The sequence below is a fragment of the Phocaeicola sp. GP0067 genome, from assembly GCF_031119655.1.
Classification (GTDB): domain Bacteria; phylum Bacteroidota; class Bacteroidia; order Bacteroidales; family Bacteroidaceae; genus Phocaeicola; species Phocaeicola vulgatus.
This window is the reverse complement of sequence record NZ_JAVHZY010000008.1, coordinates 174,523-190,557: the sequence shown is the minus strand read 5'-3', so window position 1 is coordinate 190,557 and position 16,035 is coordinate 174,523. Positions and strand designations below refer to the sequence as shown.

Below are 16,035 nucleotides of genomic sequence, written 5' to 3'. Positions count from 1 at the left end.
GTACGGGACTCGAACCCGTGACCCCATGCGTGACAGGCATGTATTCTAACCAACTGAACTAACGCACCAATAATTTTGATAGTCTCTCTTCCGACGCTTTCTCTCTCGATTGCGGGTGCAAAGGTACGCATTATTTTTAAATCTGCAAGCGTTTTGGCAAAAACCATAAAAAAAATATTTTCCAACTCCCTTCACCTCCCCACCCTAAAAATTACGATATTGTTATTATTTTAATCTTTTCAACAAACTTCTTGTTATAAAATTTAGCTTATTGGCAATAATTCGCTATTTTTGTGCACTCAATAGATTAAAATCGAAAATTAGGGAAAAAGATGAATACAACTGCAAAATTATTGTTGCACTGCCCAGACCAACCAGGCATTTTGGCAGAAGTCACAAACTTTATTACAATTAACAAAGGTAATATTGTCTACTTAGACCAATATGTAGACCATGTAGAAAATATATTTTTCATGCGTATAGAATGGGAAATAAAGGATTTCTTTATTCCTAAAAATAAAATAGAAGATTATTTTGAAACCTTGTATGCCCAAAAATATGAAATGAAATTCCGTCTTTATTTCTCGGATGTAAAACCCAAAATGGCCATATTTGTTTCCAAACTGTCCCATTGCTTGTTCGATATGCTGGCACGCTACACGGCCGGAGAATGGAATGTGGAAATTCCGCTGATTATAAGTAACCATCCCGACCTTCAGCATGTGGCAGAACGTTTCGGTATACCGTTCTATCTCTTCCCTATTACTAAAGAGAACAAAATGGAACAGGAAAAAGCAGAAATGGAGCTGTTGGAAAAACATAACATCAATTTCATTGTACTGGCACGCTATATGCAAGTAATTTCCGAACAAATGATTGAAGCATATCCCAACCGCATCATCAACATACACCACTCTTTCCTCCCTGCGTTCGTTGGTGCAAAACCTTATCATGCAGCGTTTGAACGAGGAGTAAAAATCATTGGTGCGACCAGCCATTATGTTACCTCCGAACTGGATGCCGGTCCTATCATTGAGCAAGATGTAGTACGCATCACACACAAGGACACTGTGCAGGATTTAGTAAGTAAAGGTAAAGATTTGGAAAAAATAGTCCTTTCTCGTGCTGTTCAGAAACATATTGAACGAAAAGTATTGGCTTATAAAAATAAAACAGTTATCTTTAGCTGATGAAAATTGCTGTCGTAAAATATAATGCAGGAAACATCTACTCCGTAGACTATGCACTGAAGCGCCTTGGAGTAGAAGCAACCATCACTTCCGATAAGGAAGTATTGATGAGTGCCGACAAAGTTATCTTCCCCGGTGTGGGCGAAGCCGAAACAACCATGAGCCATCTCCGGAAAAACCGGTTGGATGAAGTTATTAAAAACTTAAAACAACCTGTACTAGGTATCTGCCTGGGAATGCAGCTGATGTGCCGGCACTCCGAAGAAGGAAATGCCGAGTGCTTGGGCATCTTTGATACTGATGTAAAGTTGTTCAGCCCCACCCGGCATGAAGACAAAGTACCCCATATGGGATGGAATACCCTGGCTCATGTACGCAGCGACCTGTTCAAAGGATTCACCAAAGAAGAATTTGTATACTTCGTACATAGCTTCTATGTGCCTCTGAACGAGTTTACGGCAGCACAAACAGATTATATCCTCCCCTACAGTTCGGCCTTGCACAAAGACAATTTCTATGCGACACAGTTCCATCCCGAAAAGAGCGGAGCCGTGGGCGAACGAATCCTGAGGAACTTTTTAGAATTGTGAACCATTACATTATATATAACAATGTATAAGAAGAAATAGATATGATAGAGTTAATTCCTGCCATCGACATTATTGATGGCAAATGCGTCCGTCTTTCTCAAGGAGATTATAACACACAGAAAGTATATAACGAAAACCCGGTTGAGGTTGCCAAAGAATTTGAAGCCCATGGGATTCATCGTCTGCACATTGTCGATCTGGATGGAGCAGTTTCACGCCATGTTGTGAATTACCGTGTACTGGACCAAATCGCCAGCCGCACTTCTCTGGTCATTGATTTTGGAGGAGGGATAAAAACAGACGAGGACCTAGTCATCGCTTTCGACAATGGCGCACAAATGGTAACCCTGGGCAGCGTAGCCGTGAAAAATCCCGGGCTTTTCAAAAAATGGCTGGAACAATACGGAAACGAGAAAATCATTCTGGGAGCTGATGTAAAGGAGAATAAAATTTCTGTCAATGGCTGGAAAGAGGAAAGTCAGCAGCAGTTGATCCCTTTTTTGAAAGATTATACTAAAGAAGGAGTTTTCAAGGTGTTATGTACCGACATCAGCCGTGACGGAATGTTGCAAGGGCCTTCCGTGGAACTATACCAGCAAATCCTGAAGGAGTTCCCGAATATGCATCTGATAGCCAGCGGAGGAGTAAGCTGTATACAGGACATTATCGACCTGGAAATAGCCAAAGTTCCGGCTGTTGTTTTCGGCAAGGCATTATACGAGGGAAAAATTACATTGAAAGACTTAAACCGTTTCATGTAAGAGCAAATCATGTTAGCAAAAAGAATCATACCTTGCCTGGACATCAAAGACGGGCAGACCGTAAAAGGAACCAATTTCGTAAACTTACGTCAAGCAGGTGATCCGGTAGAACTGGGGCGTACCTACAGTGAACAGGGAGCTGACGAACTGGTCTTTCTCGATATCACTGCCAGCCATGAAGGGCGCAAAACCTTTACCGATTTGGTAAAACGGGTAGCGGCCAATATCAATATCCCCTTTACTGTAGGAGGAGGTATAAACGAACTGAGCGACGTAGACCGGCTATTGAATGCAGGAGCTGACAAAGTTTCTATCAATTCATCAGCCATCCGCAATCCGGATTTGGTAGACAAGATTGCCAAACATTTCGGTTCACAGGTCTGTGTAGTAGCCATTGACGCCAAGCAGACTGAAACCGGGTGGAAATGCTATCTGAACGGCGGCCGGATTGAAACCGACAAGTACCTGTTTGACTGGGCTAAAGAGGTGAACAATCGCGGGGCAGGAGAAATTCTTTTCACGAGCATGAACCATGACGGAGTGAAAAACGGATATGCCAACGAAGCCCTCTCCACCTTGGCCGATTTACTGACAATTCCCGTCATCGCATCTGGAGGCGCCGGATGCATGGAACATTTCCGCGATACATTTGCAAAAGGGAAAGCAGATGCTGCATTAGCAGCCAGCGTTTTTCATTTCGGAGAAATTAAAATTCCCGAATTAAAACAGTATCTTTGCGAGCAAGGAATTAATGTGAGGTTATAACTCTGTTTTTAATTGCATCTAAATCTGTTTCCACTACCATCCCAAACAGGATGAAAGACTGGCAAACGACCTTCAGATCCTCATTCCACTCTGAATGACGATGCTGATGAAATTTTAAACAAGTTCTATACAACACCGATAATATAACAATAAAATATAGAAAAATGGATTTGAATTTTGAAAAAATGAACGGGTTGATCCCCGCCATCATACAAGACAACAGCACCAACAAAGTACTGATGTTAGGGTTTATGAATGAAGAAGCATACCGAAAAACAATGGAAACTGGTAAAGTAACTTTCTTCAGCCGTACCAAGAACCGCCTGTGGACAAAAGGTGAAGAAAGCGGGAATTTCCTGAATGTTGTTTCTATAAAAGAAGACTGTGACAAGGATACCCTGCTGATCAAAGTAAATCCGGCAGGTCCTGTATGTCACACCGGAACAGATACTTGCTGGGGAGAAGAAAACAAAGAAGACATCATGTTCCTAAAGGAATTACAAGATTTCATTGACAAACGTCATGAGGAAATGCCCGCAGGCTCTTACACCACCAGCCTGTTCGAATCCGGTATCAACAAAATGGCACAGAAAGTAGGTGAAGAAGCCGTGGAAACGGTTATCGAAGCTTGTAACGGAACCGACGAACGCCTTATCTACGAAGGAGCCGATCTGATATACCACATGATTGTACTGCTCACCTCAAAAGGCTATCGCATCGAGGACCTTGCCCGTGAATTGAAAGAACGTCATAGCGCTACGTGGAAAAAACACTAAAATGATGGACGAAGCTCTCATTCGATATAAAAACGTATATATCAACCAACAAGAATTAGGCGTATTGGAAGATGTAAACCTGGAACTGAACAAGGGTGAATTTGTTTACCTCATTGGGAAAGTCGGTTCCGGAAAGACCTCATTACTGAAAACAATTTACGGTGAGCTGGATATACAGTCAGGAGAAGCCGAGGTGCTAGGCTACAACATGACTAACATCAAGCGGAAGCATATTCCCGAACTGCGCCGCCGTTTAGGCATTGTCTTTCAAGATTTTCAGTTACTGACAGACCGCACCGTACACGCAAACCTCAGTTTTGTATTGCGCGCCACCGGATGGACAAACAAAGCAACCATCAAAGCACGCATTGAAGAAGTACTGGACCAAGTGGGAATGACCGGTAAAGGATACAAAATGCCCAACGAACTATCGGGTGGCGAACAACAACGCATTGTTATTGCCCGTGCCATCCTAAACCGGCCGGACATTATTCTGGCCGATGAGCCGACGGGTAACCTGGACACGGAAACAGGGCGCAAAATTGTAGAACTTCTGAAATCCATTTGTGCTACAGGCTCCGCCATCATGATGACCACCCATAATCTGCATCTCCTGTCGGAATATCCGGGAGTTGTCTACCGCTTTGAGAATCATCATATCAAAGAAGTGACTCACGAATACAGCCGGATGGAAAGAAGTCAAAATGAGACCGAAAAAGGAGAAAAAACGACAGTTACACCCCAAGAAACGGCAGAATAAGTAGATGAATGATAAATATCATCACTAAAATGCTGATTTTTGCAGTCTTATTTGTATATTTGCACGCTAATTATCAATATAGGAACAATTAAAATACGAAACGAAAAATGAAAGTTTTAAAGTTTGGAGGTACTTCGGTAGGTTCTGCACAAAGAATGAAAGAAGTAGCCAAATTAATTACCGACGGTGAACAGAAGATTGTTGTACTTTCAGCCATGTCTGGAACAACAAACACGTTGGTTGAAATTTCGGATTATCTGTATAAGAAAAATCCCGAAGGTGCGAATGAAATCATTAACAGACTGGAGGCTAAATATAAACAGCATGTTAATGAACTTTATTCTACTGACGAGTATAAGCAGAAAACACAGGAATTTATAAAAGCACAGTTCGATTATATTCGTTCGTATACAAAAGATATTTTCACACTGTTCGAAGAAAAAGTAATCCTGGCACAAGGCGAATTGATCTCCACCAACATGGTTACCAACTATTTGCAGGAACAAGGGGTCAACGCCATCTTACTTCCGGCATTGGAATTCATGCGCACGGACAAGAACTCGGAGCCCGACCCTGTATATATCAAAGAAAAATTGGCCGCACAGCTGGAAATACATCCGGACGCTGAAATTTATATCACACAAGGTTTTATCTGCCGCAACGCCTATGGCGAGATAGATAATCTGCAACGTGGCGGAAGCGACTATACCGCATCACTGATCGGTGCCGCTGTAAACGCCTCCGAAATCCAGATATGGACAGATATTGACGGTATGCACGATAATGACCCGCGCATCGTAGACAAGACTTCTCCTGTACGTCACCTGCACTTCGAAGAAGCTGCCGAATTGGCCTACTTTGGTGCGAAGATTCTGCATCCTACTTGCGTACAGCCTGCCAAATATGCCAATATTCCCGTCCGTCTGCTTAATACAATGGAACCTACAGCCCCGGGGACTTTGATTTCCAATGATACGGAAAAAGGCAAAATCAAGGCAGTTGCAGCCAAAGACAACATCACTGCCATCAAGATCAAATCAAGCCGTATGTTACTGGCCCACGGCTTCTTGCGCAAAGTATTCGAAATCTTCGAAAGCTATCAGACCTCTATCGACATGATCTGTACTTCAGAGGTCGGTGTTTCCGTATCCATTGATAACACCAAACATCTGAATGAAATTCTGGACGACTTGAAGAAATATGGTACAGTAACCGTAGATCAGGATATGTGTATCATCTGTGTAGTCGGTGACCTGGAATGGGAAAACGTAGGCTTTGAAGCCAAAGCGTTGGACGCCATGCGCGACATACCGGTACGTATGATTTCATTCGGCGGTAGCAACTACAATATTTCTTTCCTGATTCGTGAAGAAGACAAGAAGAAAGCATTGCAGTCATTAAGCGATCATTTATTCAACAATAAATAATTTCTACTGTAGGGGCGGATTGAATCCGCCCGAATACATCCCACTCTACAAAGTTGGTGTTTTCGGGCGAATTTAATTCGCCCCTGCTCATAAAAACAAAATACAATATGAAAGGAACATTCCCCGTAAACAAGTTCAGAGAGTTGGAAACTCCCTTCTACTATTACGATGTCAATGTGCTGCGAGAAACCTTGTCATGCATCAACAAAGAAGCAGGCAAATACAATAATTTCTGCGTGCATTACGCCGTGAAGGCCAATGCTAACCACAAAGTCCTGACAATTATCCGCGAAAGCGGTCTGGGAGCCGACTGTGTAAGTGGCGGAGAAATCCGCGCAGCCATTAAGGCCGGATTCCCGACAAACAAAATAGTCTATGCTGGCGTAGGCAAGACAGACTGGGAAATTAATCTGGGTCTGGATTATGATATTTTCTGCTTCAACGTAGAGTCTGTACCCGAACTGGAAATCATTAACGAACTGGCTGCCGCCAAAGGCAAAACAGCCCGTGTAGCTTTCCGTATCAATCCGAATGTAGGTGCGCATACCCATGCAAATATCACCACCGGACTAGCAGAAAACAAATTCGGGATCAGCATGGAAGATATGGACAAAGTGATTGATATGGCCGGAACATTGCCTCATGTAAAATTTGTAGGCTTACATTTCCACATCGGTTCTCAGATTCTGGATATGGGTGATTTTGTAGCCTTGTGCAACCGTGTAAACGAACTACAGGAAAAACTCTATGCCCGCCAAATCATAGTAGAACATATCAATGTAGGCGGCGGCTTAGGAATTGATTATGCACACCCCAACCGTCAAGCCATCCCCAACTTCACGGAATACTTTGCCACTTATCACAAGCATCTGAGACTGCGCCCCCAGCAGACTTTACATTTCGAACTGGGACGCGCCGTAGTAGGACAGTGCGGCAGCCTTATCAGCAAAGTGATTTATGTAAAGCAAGGAACCAACAAACAGTTCGCCATATTAGATGCCGGCATGACCGACTTGATTCGTCCTGCCCTTTATCAGGCATACCACAAAATAGAAAATATCACTTCGGAAGAACCTATGGAAACTTACGATGTGGTAGGCCCCATCTGCGAATCATCCGATGTATTCGGCAAGGCTATTGATTTGAACAAAGCACACCGTGGCGACCTTTTCGCTCTCCGTTCAGCAGGAGCATATGGTGAAATTATGGCATCGGCTTACAATTGTCGTGCATTGCCCAAAGGATATACCTCAGAAGAGTTAGTATAAACCAACTCCAACTGCCGGAAGATAAATAAGAAACAGCGCCGCTTTGCATCAAAGCGGCGCTGTTTCTTATTTATCTTCCGGAATGAAATCTTCTTTTATAAATTCATCATACACACGCCGTGGATGATCCGCTTTTGAAAATCCATTATTACCAAAATTCTGTTCACGGAACTTCTTTAGCTTTAAATTATCTTCCGCATACTCACGCAAAGTTTTCTGTTTGCCTCCTAATATGGAACTATCCAGCACCTCACATTCCAACAGATTTTCCTTCGGAGTAATTATTGGAAGGAGCTTCTGTTCCAAAAAACCGCGATAGGCCCCCACATACTCGCACCAGCACTCCCCCTTCACCTCATAAATACGATACGTGTACTTAGACAAAGCAGTTCTAATAAAAATTTCATTCCCCATCACCTCGGCCACGGCTTCTAAGTTATAAGCCAAGTCTTTAATCTTGATAATCTTCTTTCCTGACTCATCTTCCTTGATTTCCGTAGCCCAAAAGTCGGAATGCATAAGCTGATCAAGTATATTGATCAAACTTTCTTTAATCTCAAATTGTATTCTCATAATAATTGCCCGTTGGTCAGGACTTGTTACAGGTTTCAGCTAACTTCCTTAAATATAGCAATTATACTTGAAAAATATTCACGGAAACACACTTTTAACATTAAATTATAATTAAATCTGAACTTTTGAATAAATAAAGAATATTCATCCTGCTACAATTCAATTATTTGCTGTATTTTTGCACGTTTTTAAAACAGATCACACATGGAACCATTCACCATAGATACAATCTTACCAATAGCTTCGGGAGCCTTATTCACCACGCAGGCCGTTTACTATCTGGGGCTATATAACAAACTATACACTCACAGCAGAGAAACAGCATATGCCACTGATATAAATACCCAAAATCCTCCACTGTCTGTCATCATTGTGGCAAAAGACGCAGCCCACGAATTACAAGAAAACCTCCCATTTATTTTAGAGCAGGACTATCCGGAATTCGAAGTGATTGTGATTTACGACCGCCCGGCGGATGATTGTGACAATACGTTGAAATTACTGGAAGACAAATATCCCAATCTCTATCATACCTTTATCCCCGACAGTGCACGCTACATCAGCCACAAGAAACTGGGAATAACAATGGGAATTAAAGCCAGCCGCCATGAATGGCTGGTATTTACCGAACCCGATTGCCGTCCGCAAAGCAATCAATGGCTGAAACAGATGGCACGTAATTTCACACCTGCCACCGAAATCGTTTTAGGCTACAGCAACTACGAAAAAGTACCGGGATGGTTTAATAAGAAAATCACTTTCGACACGTTGCTGAATTCTATGCGTTATCTGGGTATGGCTGTTTCCGGACATCCCTACATGGGCACAGGACGGAATATGGCTTATCGGAAAACACTGTACTACAAGCAGAAGGGATTTGCCTCCCACCTGAATCTGCAACGTGGAGAAGATGATTTGTTCATCAATGAAACAGCCCGTGCACACAATACACGAGTTGAAGCCAGCCCTGAAAGTCTGATGCGAATCGCCATGCCTAAATATAAAAGAATATGGTGTGAAGAGAAAATAAGCTATGCGGCTACCAGCCGGTTATTTCATGGAACCGCCCGTTATCTCATAGGATTTGAGACTTGCAGCAGATTCTTGTTCTATACAGCCATCATCGCCACTATAACCACCAGTATTCTTCTCCACCAATGGACTATTGCAGGCATTGCTGTTTTGCTATGGTCAGCACGCTTCACGATGCAACTGATTGTTTTCAGAAAAACCGCCAAAGTTTTTGGTGAACGGAAGTTCTGTGCACTACTCCCCTTATTCGATTTTCTGCAACCTGCATGGAATGGGGTATTCAAATTACAACGTAAATTCAGACGGAAAAATGAGTTTATGAGAAAATAAAAAGAGAATGAAACCAACTATACATTTCTTAATTTAATAATACGAATTATGATCAGATTAAATGTTTTTATCCAAGTAAACGAGAGTAACCGCAATGCTGTCTTAGAAACAGCAAAGGAATTGGTAGCGCAATCTTTAAACGACAAGGGTTGCATCGCTTATGATATCTTTGAGAGCGCGACACGGAAAGATGTCCTTATGATTTGCGAAACATGGAAAGATGCTGAGTCACTGGATGCACACGAAAAAGCTGCACATTTTATAACCTTGGTTCCTAAATTGCAAGAATTGGGCAAGATGAAATTAGAAAAATTTGAATTCTAAATCCGGCTATCCATCTTGATCCGACAAAAACAAATCAGGGCTTGTTTATACAAACCCTGATTTGTTTTTATCCGCCAAGAAAGGTTATGCAAGAAACACTTTTCCACCAATGTAATCACTGCCTGAAAAAACAGAAGAGTATCACATTATCCAGCATAACAAATTGAAACCTTTTATCGCTTTATATTCTCTAACACACCCCAAACAGCCCCTTTTTCATTGTTTTCACCCACCCATGCACATGCAATATTATTCGGTAAAACTATAAATGTAACAATTTAAAACCTTCGTTTTACAACGAAATATCACAAATATTGTTTGTTTTATATCATATTTTGCTTCAATAAGATTTAATATGTATATTATTTGCATATTAAAGACAATTATTCTACTTTTGCACCCGTTTTAAAAACAACAAAAAGTTTCAAATTGAAAGCATAAGTATGAAAATAATCTGGTCCATCCGTTCTTTCAACTTTACCAACATACCGTAAATGCGTTTGTCCAAAAGCGTGTTATAAGTAATATTGTAAAATCAGAAAAACAGTTGAATCTCATGTTTACTTTCATTTCTATAATGGCTGTCGGAGTCCTTATAGGCTATCCCTTACGCCACAAATCCCAAGTACGCAAGATCACTCCTCTCATCCATATCGTGGTCTGTCTGCTACTTTTCTTACTCGGTCTCTCTATTGGTCTTAACAGACTGATTATTGACAATCTTGGTTACTTCTGCGGCCAGGCAGCCGTCATCTCCTCATTAAGCATATTGGGCAGCATGATGGCCTCCCTTGCAGTATACCACATCTTTTTCAAAGGAAAGGGGGCAAGCGGTGAAAAGTAGTCTTGTAACTCTAGCCTTTTTCTTGTTTGGCTGCGTAGCCGGAGTCAGCTATGCGGTGGACTTCGACGTACACCAAACCTCTGTATATGTACTATATGTACTGATGCTGTTACTCGGCATTAATCTTGGAAGCAACCGCAACCTCAGGCAGTTTGTCTTATCCCTCAATTTCAGAACACTGCTTGTACCCCTTGCCACCGTAAGCGGCACTCTGCTGTTTTCCGCCATCGGAGGCTTTCTCTTGAGCCGCTGGAGTATTTTCGACTGCATGGCTGTCGGAAGCGGATTCTCCTATTATTCCGTTTCCTCCATCCTTATCACGCAGATCAAATCCCCCTCCATCGGTGTGCAGCTTGCTACCGAATTGGGGACCATCGCGCTACTATCCAATATTTTCCGGGAAATGACCGCCTTGATAGGAGCTCCCCTTTTCCGCAAATATTTCGGTTATCTGGCGCCTATCTCGGCGGCAGGCATCGGTTCTTCCGACATTTCCCTGGCAGCCATCGCACGCTGCTCCGGACCGGAAGCCGTACCCGTGGCCATCGTCCACGGCATACTGATAAACATAAGCATGCCTTTCTTCGTTTCTTTCTTCTGCAAACTGTAAGCTGAAGGAAGTGACATACTATACGTAACTTTACATTCTCTCTATAAAGAACCGGCCCTGTCACGAATTCGCAGCAGGGTTGGTTCTAACACATCCGCCCGGCTAAAGCATTTCTTCCTAACAATTAAGTCTTTTCTTTCTATCAACTACTACAGACTTTCACAACAGACTGTACAGTCCATTACATCAGACCGTACAGTCCACTATAATGGACTATACGATTCACTATAGGAGACTGTAGTACATTACCGCATAAAAAGACTTAATCATAAGGGAAAAAGACCTTAGCATTATAGGAAAAAAGGATTAATACCGGATATACGGAAAACGCAGAAAGAGAATCTTCTCATTCAAACCGAATAGATTTTGCCGGATGAATACGCGTCACCAGAAATGACGGCCCGACAAGCATCAGCACCGACACCAGCAAAGTACAGACATTCAGCAACAAATAAATCCAAATGTTGAATTCAACAGGAACACGATCTACATAATAAGTGGCAGGGTCCAGTTTGAAAAGATGAAATTGAGATTGAATAAAGCATAATGCCACCCCGATGATATTTCCCCATAGCATCCCCCTGCCTATCAAGAATACAGAAAAACTGAGGAATATCTTACGGATAGCAAAATTATCAGCTCCCAATGCTTTCAGCACCCCGATCATATTGGTACGCTCCAGAATGATAATCAGCAAACCGGATATCATGGTGAATCCGGCCACCCCCGTCATGAGAAACAAGATAACCCACACATTCATATCCAGCAAATCCAGCCATGCAAATATCTGAGGATTGACTTCCTCCACCGTCTGAGTATAGTAAGTACCTCCGTATGCATCCACCTGCGTATCCACCCGTGCACGGATTTCCTCCTTCACCGGCTCCAACCGGCTATACTCATTCACTTCCAGTTCCATACCACTCACCTGCCCTTTCTGCCAGCCATTCAAACGGTTCACCGTATATAAGTCGGTTATCAGAAACAAATCATCGTATGCGGAAAAATTGGTCTGATAGATGCCGGCGACAGTAAGACGACGTGCACGCACATTGTCCTCTATATAATAGGTATAGATTTTATCACCCAGTTTCAGATATAGTCTGTCGGCAATAGTGCGGGACACCAATACCTTATTGGTAGAGGCAGTATCCGAGAATACAGGAATCTCCCCTTCCTGCAAATGATTCTTTAAAAACCTCCAGTCGTATTCATGAGAAACACCTTTCAGTACCATTCCCTGAAAGCTGTCGTCTGTCATAATCATTCCCGGCTTGGTGGAATAGCGCTGCACGTGCTTCACTCCTTCCAGTGTTTTCAACAGATGGAGCAAACTGTCGTTGGCAACGATGGGAACCGTCTGATAAGATTGCTGGGAGTCGAAGTTCGTTATTACGATATCAGACCCCAAGCCTACCACCTTGTCGCGTACCTCATGTTTGAAACCGATCACCACCGCTACCGACACAATCATGACGGCCAGCCCGATGGCTATGCCCAGCATAGCAATGCGGACGGCAGGCTTGGACACCTCTTTTCCACCCTCATTGCTGCGATAGATGCGTCTGGCAATAAAGAGCTTCCAGTCCATATCAGTCTTCTACCCTTCCGGGATATGCTTCCAATGCCTTACGCAGTACGAACAGCGCACGGACCAGATCCTCTTTCTTCAACACGTAGGCAATACGCACCTCATTACGGCCTGCACCGGGAGTGGTATAGAATCCGGCAGCCGGAGCCATCATGACCGTCTCGCCTTCATAGTTGAATTCCGACAGACACCATGCACAGAACTTCTCGCTGTCGTCCACCGGCAATTTGGCAACCGTATAGAATGCACCCATCGGTATGGGCGAATAAACGCCCGGAATACGGTTCAGCCCGTCAATCAGGCACTTACGGCGCTCCACGTATTCGTCATACGTCTCGCGTGTGTACTCTTCGGGGGCATCCAATGAAGCCTCGGCAGCAATCTGACCGATCAAAGGAGGACTCAGACGTGCCTGGCAGAACTTCATGACGGCATTTCTCACTTCCTTATTCTTGGTAATCAACGCACCGATACGGATACCGCATTCGGAATAACGCTTGGACACCGAGTCTATCAGTACCACATTTTCTTCAATGCCTTCCAAGTGACAGGCAGAGATATAAGGAGAACCGGTATAGATAAACTCGCGGTACACTTCATCCGAGAACAGGTAAAGATCATACTTCTTCACCATGTCACGAATCTGGTTCATCTCGCGGCGGGTATACAAATAGCCGGTCGGATTATTCGGGTTACAGATCAGAATAGCTTTTGTGCGTTCGTTTATCAACTCCTCGAACTTCTCCACTTTCGGCAGGGAGAACCCTTCCTCGATGGTAGTCGTCACCGTGCGGATCACGGCTCCGGCCGAAATGGCAAACGCCATATAGTTGGCATAGGCAGGTTCCGGCACAATGATCTCATCTCCCGGATTCAAGCAACTCAGAAAAGCAAACAGCACCGCTTCCGAACCTCCGGTAGTGATGATGATATCATCGGCAGACAAGTTGATGTCATATTTCTTATAATAACCCACCAGTTTCTCGCGATAGCTGCGGTATCCCTGGCTGGGACTATATTCCAAAACGGTACGGTCAATATTACGAATCGCATCAAGGGCCGCTCGCGGAGTAGGCAGGTCGGGCTGACCGATATTCAGGTGATACACATGAATTCCTCTCTGTTTTGCAGCATCGGCCAGCGGTGCCAATTTGCGAATTGGCGATGCGGGCATCTCGTTTCCTCTGATGGATATTATTGGCATAATGTTATAAAAATTATTTAATCGAAGTGCAAAGATAGACTTTCGCAACCAACCGAGCAAACAATTAATTAAGAATTTAAATCTTTGTTATCTTAATGCGCATTTTTTAGGGTTATTAAAAAAAAACATGTAAGTTTGTTCCAGTAAAACAAAGCAAAATATCAAATGAATCTATACCTGATAACCTTCCAGTCCTCCTTGAACAGAATTGAATCTGTATATGATTGCCATAAAGATTTATTTGTGGAAATCGAGAAGTTTTTCACGCTTCATCTGGTACCATATACAGAGGCTGCAAGTATTCCGGCAGATGCCTACCGGATGGCTTTCATCGCTTCGGGCGGGGTAGAAAAAATGGTCACCCAACACTTCGAACTACTTCCCTATCCTATCCATCTGCTGACCGACGGACAACAGAACTCACTGGCTGCTTCCCTGGAAATAGCTACATGGATACGAAGCAAAGGAATGAAAGTACATATTATTCATGGCACTATCCCCAATATGGTGAAACAACTGATAGATCATCACAAGGCTTTCGCCGCCCAGCGCGAGGTAAGAGGAAAACGAATCGGAGTTGTGGGATATTCTTCTCCGTGGCTGGTGGCCAGCAATGTAGATTACCTGCTTGCCAAACGCCGCTGGGGAATAGAGTTCATTGATATCCCCATGGAGGAAGTGTATTGTCTGTTTTATCAGATAAAGGATGATGATATAGGATATGAGGCGTCCGTATTTGCCAACCGTGCCATTGCCTGCCGGGAAGGGACTCCGGAAGATTTGCTGAAAGCCATGCGTCTTTATCAGGCCGTGAAAATAATCTGCGAAAAGAAAAAGCTGGATGCGGTAACCCTTTCCTGCTTCTCGTTGATTGAGAAATTAGGAACTACCGGATGTCTGGCACTTGCCCTGCTGAATGATGAAGGCATCCCGGCCGGATGTGAAGGAGACTTGCAATCCATCTTTACTCTGCTCATCGCCAAGACACTGACCGGCCAAGCAGGATTCATGGCGAATCCGGCATTCATCAACGATGACCTGAACGAAATAGTGATGGCTCACTGTACGATTGCCACCAAAATGGTGGATCAGTTTATCATCCGGAATCATTTTGAAACAGAAACCGGAATAGCCATACAGGGTATTCTGCATCCGGGAGGCATCACGATGATAAAATGCGCGGGAGAGTGTCTGGACGAGTATTTCGTTTCCACAGGCCAACTGATAGAAAATACCAACTACATCAATGCCTGCCGCACCCAGGCAAGAATCAAACTGGACAAACCCGTAGACTATTTTATGCGTAATCCTTTGGGTAACCATCACATCATATTAATGGGCGATCATGAAAAAGTGATTCACGAATTCATGCAATTGAACAGCTGCAAACTAGTGGAATAAGGAAAGCATGAAGAAATTAAGTAAAATGGGAGACGAAGATTAAATAAATTGTATCTTTGTATCCAATTTAATATTCAATAAAACAATAAACTTTTATGATGCATACTTGGTTTGAATGTAAGATACGTTACGAAAAAGTCATGGAAAACGGCATGAACAAGAAAGTAACGGAACCCTATTTGGTTGACGCGCTGAGCTTTACTGAAGCAGAAGCCCGTATTATTGAAGAAATCACTCCGTATATCAGCGGTGAGTTCACTGTTTCGGATATCAAACGCGCCAACTACAGCGAACTGTTCCCCTCTGAAGAAGATGCAGCCGACCGCTGGTTTAAGTGCAAGCTGTTCTTCATCACGCTGGACGAAAAAAGCGGAGCAGAGAAAAAGACCTCCACTACCGTACTGGTACAAGCTTCCGACCTTCGCGACGCTGTAAAGAAACTGGACGAAGGAATGAAAGGTACAATGGCAGACTACGTGATTGCGTCCGTAGCCGAAACCGCCATCATGGATGTCTACCCATACGAAGCCGAACCGGATGTGAAACCTGAATTTCCGGATGCCGGAAAAACCGAATAAAGCCTGATAAA

The 16,035-nt window shown here is 43.4% G+C and carries 17 protein-coding genes; 14 read left to right on the top strand and 3 right to left on the bottom strand.

What is annotated here, in order from left to right; all coding sequences use genetic code 11:
• Positions 1-332: 332 nt before the first annotated feature.
• The 8 genes from purU to lysA all read left to right on the top strand — a co-directional run bounded on the left by purU (position 333) and on the right by lysA (position 7,537).
• Positions 333-1,190, top strand: a complete 858-nt coding sequence (purU, locus tag RE317_RS09150) for a formyltetrahydrofolate deformylase (protein ID WP_005841207.1) — start codon at positions 333-335, stop codon at positions 1,188-1,190.
• The gene (hisH, locus tag RE317_RS09145; RefSeq protein ID WP_117829795.1) at positions 1,190-1,780 is read left to right on the top strand and encodes an imidazole glycerol phosphate synthase subunit HisH; all 591 of its coding nucleotides are present in this window, start codon (positions 1,190-1,192) and stop codon (positions 1,778-1,780) included. The genes purU and hisH overlap by 1 nt, the downstream gene beginning before the upstream one ends.
• Before the next feature lie 41 nt (positions 1,781-1,821).
• A complete protein-coding gene (hisA, locus tag RE317_RS09140) occupies positions 1,822-2,541 on the top strand; it encodes a 1-(5-phosphoribosyl)-5-[(5-phosphoribosylamino)methylideneamino]imidazole-4-carboxamide isomerase (RefSeq protein WP_005841209.1) in 720 nt (239 codons plus the stop codon).
• A 9-nt stretch (positions 2,542-2,550) separates the two neighbouring features.
• Positions 2,551-3,306 (top strand): imidazole glycerol phosphate synthase subunit HisF, encoded by a 756-nt coding sequence (gene hisF, locus RE317_RS09135; RefSeq protein ID WP_005841210.1) that lies wholly within the window; start codon positions 2,551-2,553, stop codon positions 3,304-3,306.
• 164 nt (positions 3,307-3,470) lie between these two features.
• Entirely contained in the window at positions 3,471-4,082 is a 612-nt protein-coding gene (gene hisIE, locus RE317_RS09130; protein ID WP_007832614.1) for a bifunctional phosphoribosyl-AMP cyclohydrolase/phosphoribosyl-ATP diphosphatase HisIE, read from the top strand.
• 1 nt (position 4,083) lies between these two features.
• The gene (locus tag RE317_RS09125) at positions 4,084-4,842 is read left to right on the top strand and encodes a cell division ATP-binding protein FtsE (protein WP_005841212.1); all 759 of its coding nucleotides are present in this window, start codon (positions 4,084-4,086) and stop codon (positions 4,840-4,842) included.
• A gap of 107 nt (positions 4,843-4,949) precedes the next feature.
• Positions 4,950-6,269, top strand: a complete 1,320-nt coding sequence (locus RE317_RS09120) for an aspartate kinase (RefSeq protein ID WP_005841213.1) — start codon at positions 4,950-4,952, stop codon at positions 6,267-6,269.
• A 107-nt stretch (positions 6,270-6,376) separates the two neighbouring features.
• Entirely contained in the window at positions 6,377-7,537 is a 1,161-nt protein-coding gene (gene lysA / locus RE317_RS09115; RefSeq protein WP_117873471.1) for a diaminopimelate decarboxylase, read from the top strand.
• A gap of 66 nt (positions 7,538-7,603) precedes the next feature.
• Here the strand turns inward: lysA and RE317_RS09110 are convergent, their stop codons facing one another.
• On the bottom strand, positions 7,604-8,110 hold the full coding sequence (locus RE317_RS09110; protein WP_008671214.1) for a hypothetical protein: 507 nt from the start codon (positions 8,108-8,110) through the stop codon (positions 7,604-7,606).
• Between the two features lie 204 nt (positions 8,111-8,314).
• Here RE317_RS09110 and RE317_RS09105 point away from each other — a divergent pair, with 204 nt between their 5' ends.
• The 4 genes from RE317_RS09105 to RE317_RS09090 all read left to right on the top strand — a co-directional run bounded on the left by RE317_RS09105 (position 8,315) and on the right by RE317_RS09090 (position 11,250).
• Positions 8,315-9,472, top strand: coding sequence for a glycosyltransferase (locus RE317_RS09105; RefSeq protein ID WP_117873469.1), 1,158 nt, complete (start codon positions 8,315-8,317; stop codon positions 9,470-9,472).
• A 48-nt stretch (positions 9,473-9,520) separates the two neighbouring features.
• The gene (locus RE317_RS09100) at positions 9,521-9,796 is read left to right on the top strand and encodes a putative quinol monooxygenase (protein ID WP_005851637.1); all 276 of its coding nucleotides are present in this window, start codon (positions 9,521-9,523) and stop codon (positions 9,794-9,796) included.
• A gap of 556 nt (positions 9,797-10,352) precedes the next feature.
• A complete protein-coding gene (locus RE317_RS09095) occupies positions 10,353-10,640 on the top strand; it encodes a LysO family transporter (RefSeq protein ID WP_008671218.1) in 288 nt (95 codons plus the stop codon).
• Positions 10,630-11,250, top strand: a complete 621-nt coding sequence (locus RE317_RS09090) for a lysine exporter LysO family protein (RefSeq protein ID WP_008782404.1) — start codon at positions 10,630-10,632, stop codon at positions 11,248-11,250. Before RE317_RS09095 ends, RE317_RS09090 begins: the two co-directional genes overlap by 11 nt.
• Before the next feature lie 346 nt (positions 11,251-11,596).
• Here the strand turns inward: RE317_RS09090 and RE317_RS09085 are convergent, their stop codons facing one another.
• Together RE317_RS09085 and RE317_RS09080 are read right to left on the bottom strand one after the other, a co-directional pair.
• The gene (locus tag RE317_RS09085; RefSeq protein WP_117873467.1) at positions 11,597-12,841 is read right to left on the bottom strand and encodes an ABC transporter permease; all 1,245 of its coding nucleotides are present in this window, start codon (positions 12,839-12,841) and stop codon (positions 11,597-11,599) included.
• Position 12,842: 1 nt separating this feature from the next.
• Positions 12,843-14,045: a pyridoxal phosphate-dependent aminotransferase gene (locus RE317_RS09080; RefSeq protein WP_005851630.1), complete on the bottom strand. Its 1,203-nt coding sequence runs from the start codon at positions 14,043-14,045 to the stop codon at positions 12,843-12,845.
• A gap of 165 nt (positions 14,046-14,210) precedes the next feature.
• On the opposite strand from RE317_RS09080, the gene RE317_RS09075 reads away from it, so the two are divergent.
• Both RE317_RS09075 and RE317_RS09070 read left to right on the top strand, forming a co-directional pair.
• A complete protein-coding gene (locus tag RE317_RS09075) occupies positions 14,211-15,446 on the top strand; it encodes a fucose isomerase (protein WP_005841541.1) in 1,236 nt (411 codons plus the stop codon).
• Positions 15,447-15,541: 95 nt separating this feature from the next.
• Entirely contained in the window at positions 15,542-16,024 is a 483-nt protein-coding gene (locus RE317_RS09070; protein ID WP_005841540.1) for a DUF4494 domain-containing protein, read from the top strand.
• The last annotated feature ends 11 nt before the right edge of the window (positions 16,025-16,035 follow it).

Excerpts from the sequence above, each read along its gene's own strand:
- purU (WP_005841207.1), top strand. The coding sequence starts at position 333 with ATGAATACAACTGCAAAATTATTGTTGCACTGCCCAGACCAACCAGGC.
- hisH (WP_117829795.1), top strand. The coding sequence starts at position 1,190 with ATGAAAATTGCTGTCGTAAAATATAATGCAGGAAACATCTACTCCGTA.
- hisA (WP_005841209.1), top strand. The coding sequence starts at position 1,822 with ATGATAGAGTTAATTCCTGCCATCGACATTATTGATGGCAAATGCGTC.
- hisF (WP_005841210.1), top strand. The coding sequence starts at position 2,551 with ATGTTAGCAAAAAGAATCATACCTTGCCTGGACATCAAAGACGGGCAG.
- hisIE (WP_007832614.1), top strand. The coding sequence starts at position 3,471 with ATGGATTTGAATTTTGAAAAAATGAACGGGTTGATCCCCGCCATCATA.
- RE317_RS09125 (WP_005841212.1), top strand. The coding sequence starts at position 4,084 with ATGATGGACGAAGCTCTCATTCGATATAAAAACGTATATATCAACCAA.
- RE317_RS09120 (WP_005841213.1), top strand. The coding sequence starts at position 4,950 with ATGAAAGTTTTAAAGTTTGGAGGTACTTCGGTAGGTTCTGCACAAAGA.
- lysA (WP_117873471.1), top strand. The coding sequence starts at position 6,377 with ATGAAAGGAACATTCCCCGTAAACAAGTTCAGAGAGTTGGAAACTCCC.
- RE317_RS09110 (WP_008671214.1), bottom strand. The coding sequence starts at position 8,110 with ATGAGAATACAATTTGAGATTAAAGAAAGTTTGATCAATATACTTGAT.
- RE317_RS09105 (WP_117873469.1), top strand. The coding sequence starts at position 8,315 with ATGGAACCATTCACCATAGATACAATCTTACCAATAGCTTCGGGAGCC.
- RE317_RS09100 (WP_005851637.1), top strand. The coding sequence starts at position 9,521 with ATGATCAGATTAAATGTTTTTATCCAAGTAAACGAGAGTAACCGCAAT.
- RE317_RS09095 (WP_008671218.1), top strand. The coding sequence starts at position 10,353 with ATGTTTACTTTCATTTCTATAATGGCTGTCGGAGTCCTTATAGGCTAT.
- RE317_RS09085 (WP_117873467.1), bottom strand. The coding sequence starts at position 12,841 with ATGGACTGGAAGCTCTTTATTGCCAGACGCATCTATCGCAGCAATGAG.
- RE317_RS09080 (WP_005851630.1), bottom strand. The coding sequence starts at position 14,045 with ATGCCAATAATATCCATCAGAGGAAACGAGATGCCCGCATCGCCAATT.
- RE317_RS09075 (WP_005841541.1), top strand. The coding sequence starts at position 14,211 with ATGAATCTATACCTGATAACCTTCCAGTCCTCCTTGAACAGAATTGAA.
- RE317_RS09070 (WP_005841540.1), top strand. The coding sequence starts at position 15,542 with ATGATGCATACTTGGTTTGAATGTAAGATACGTTACGAAAAAGTCATG.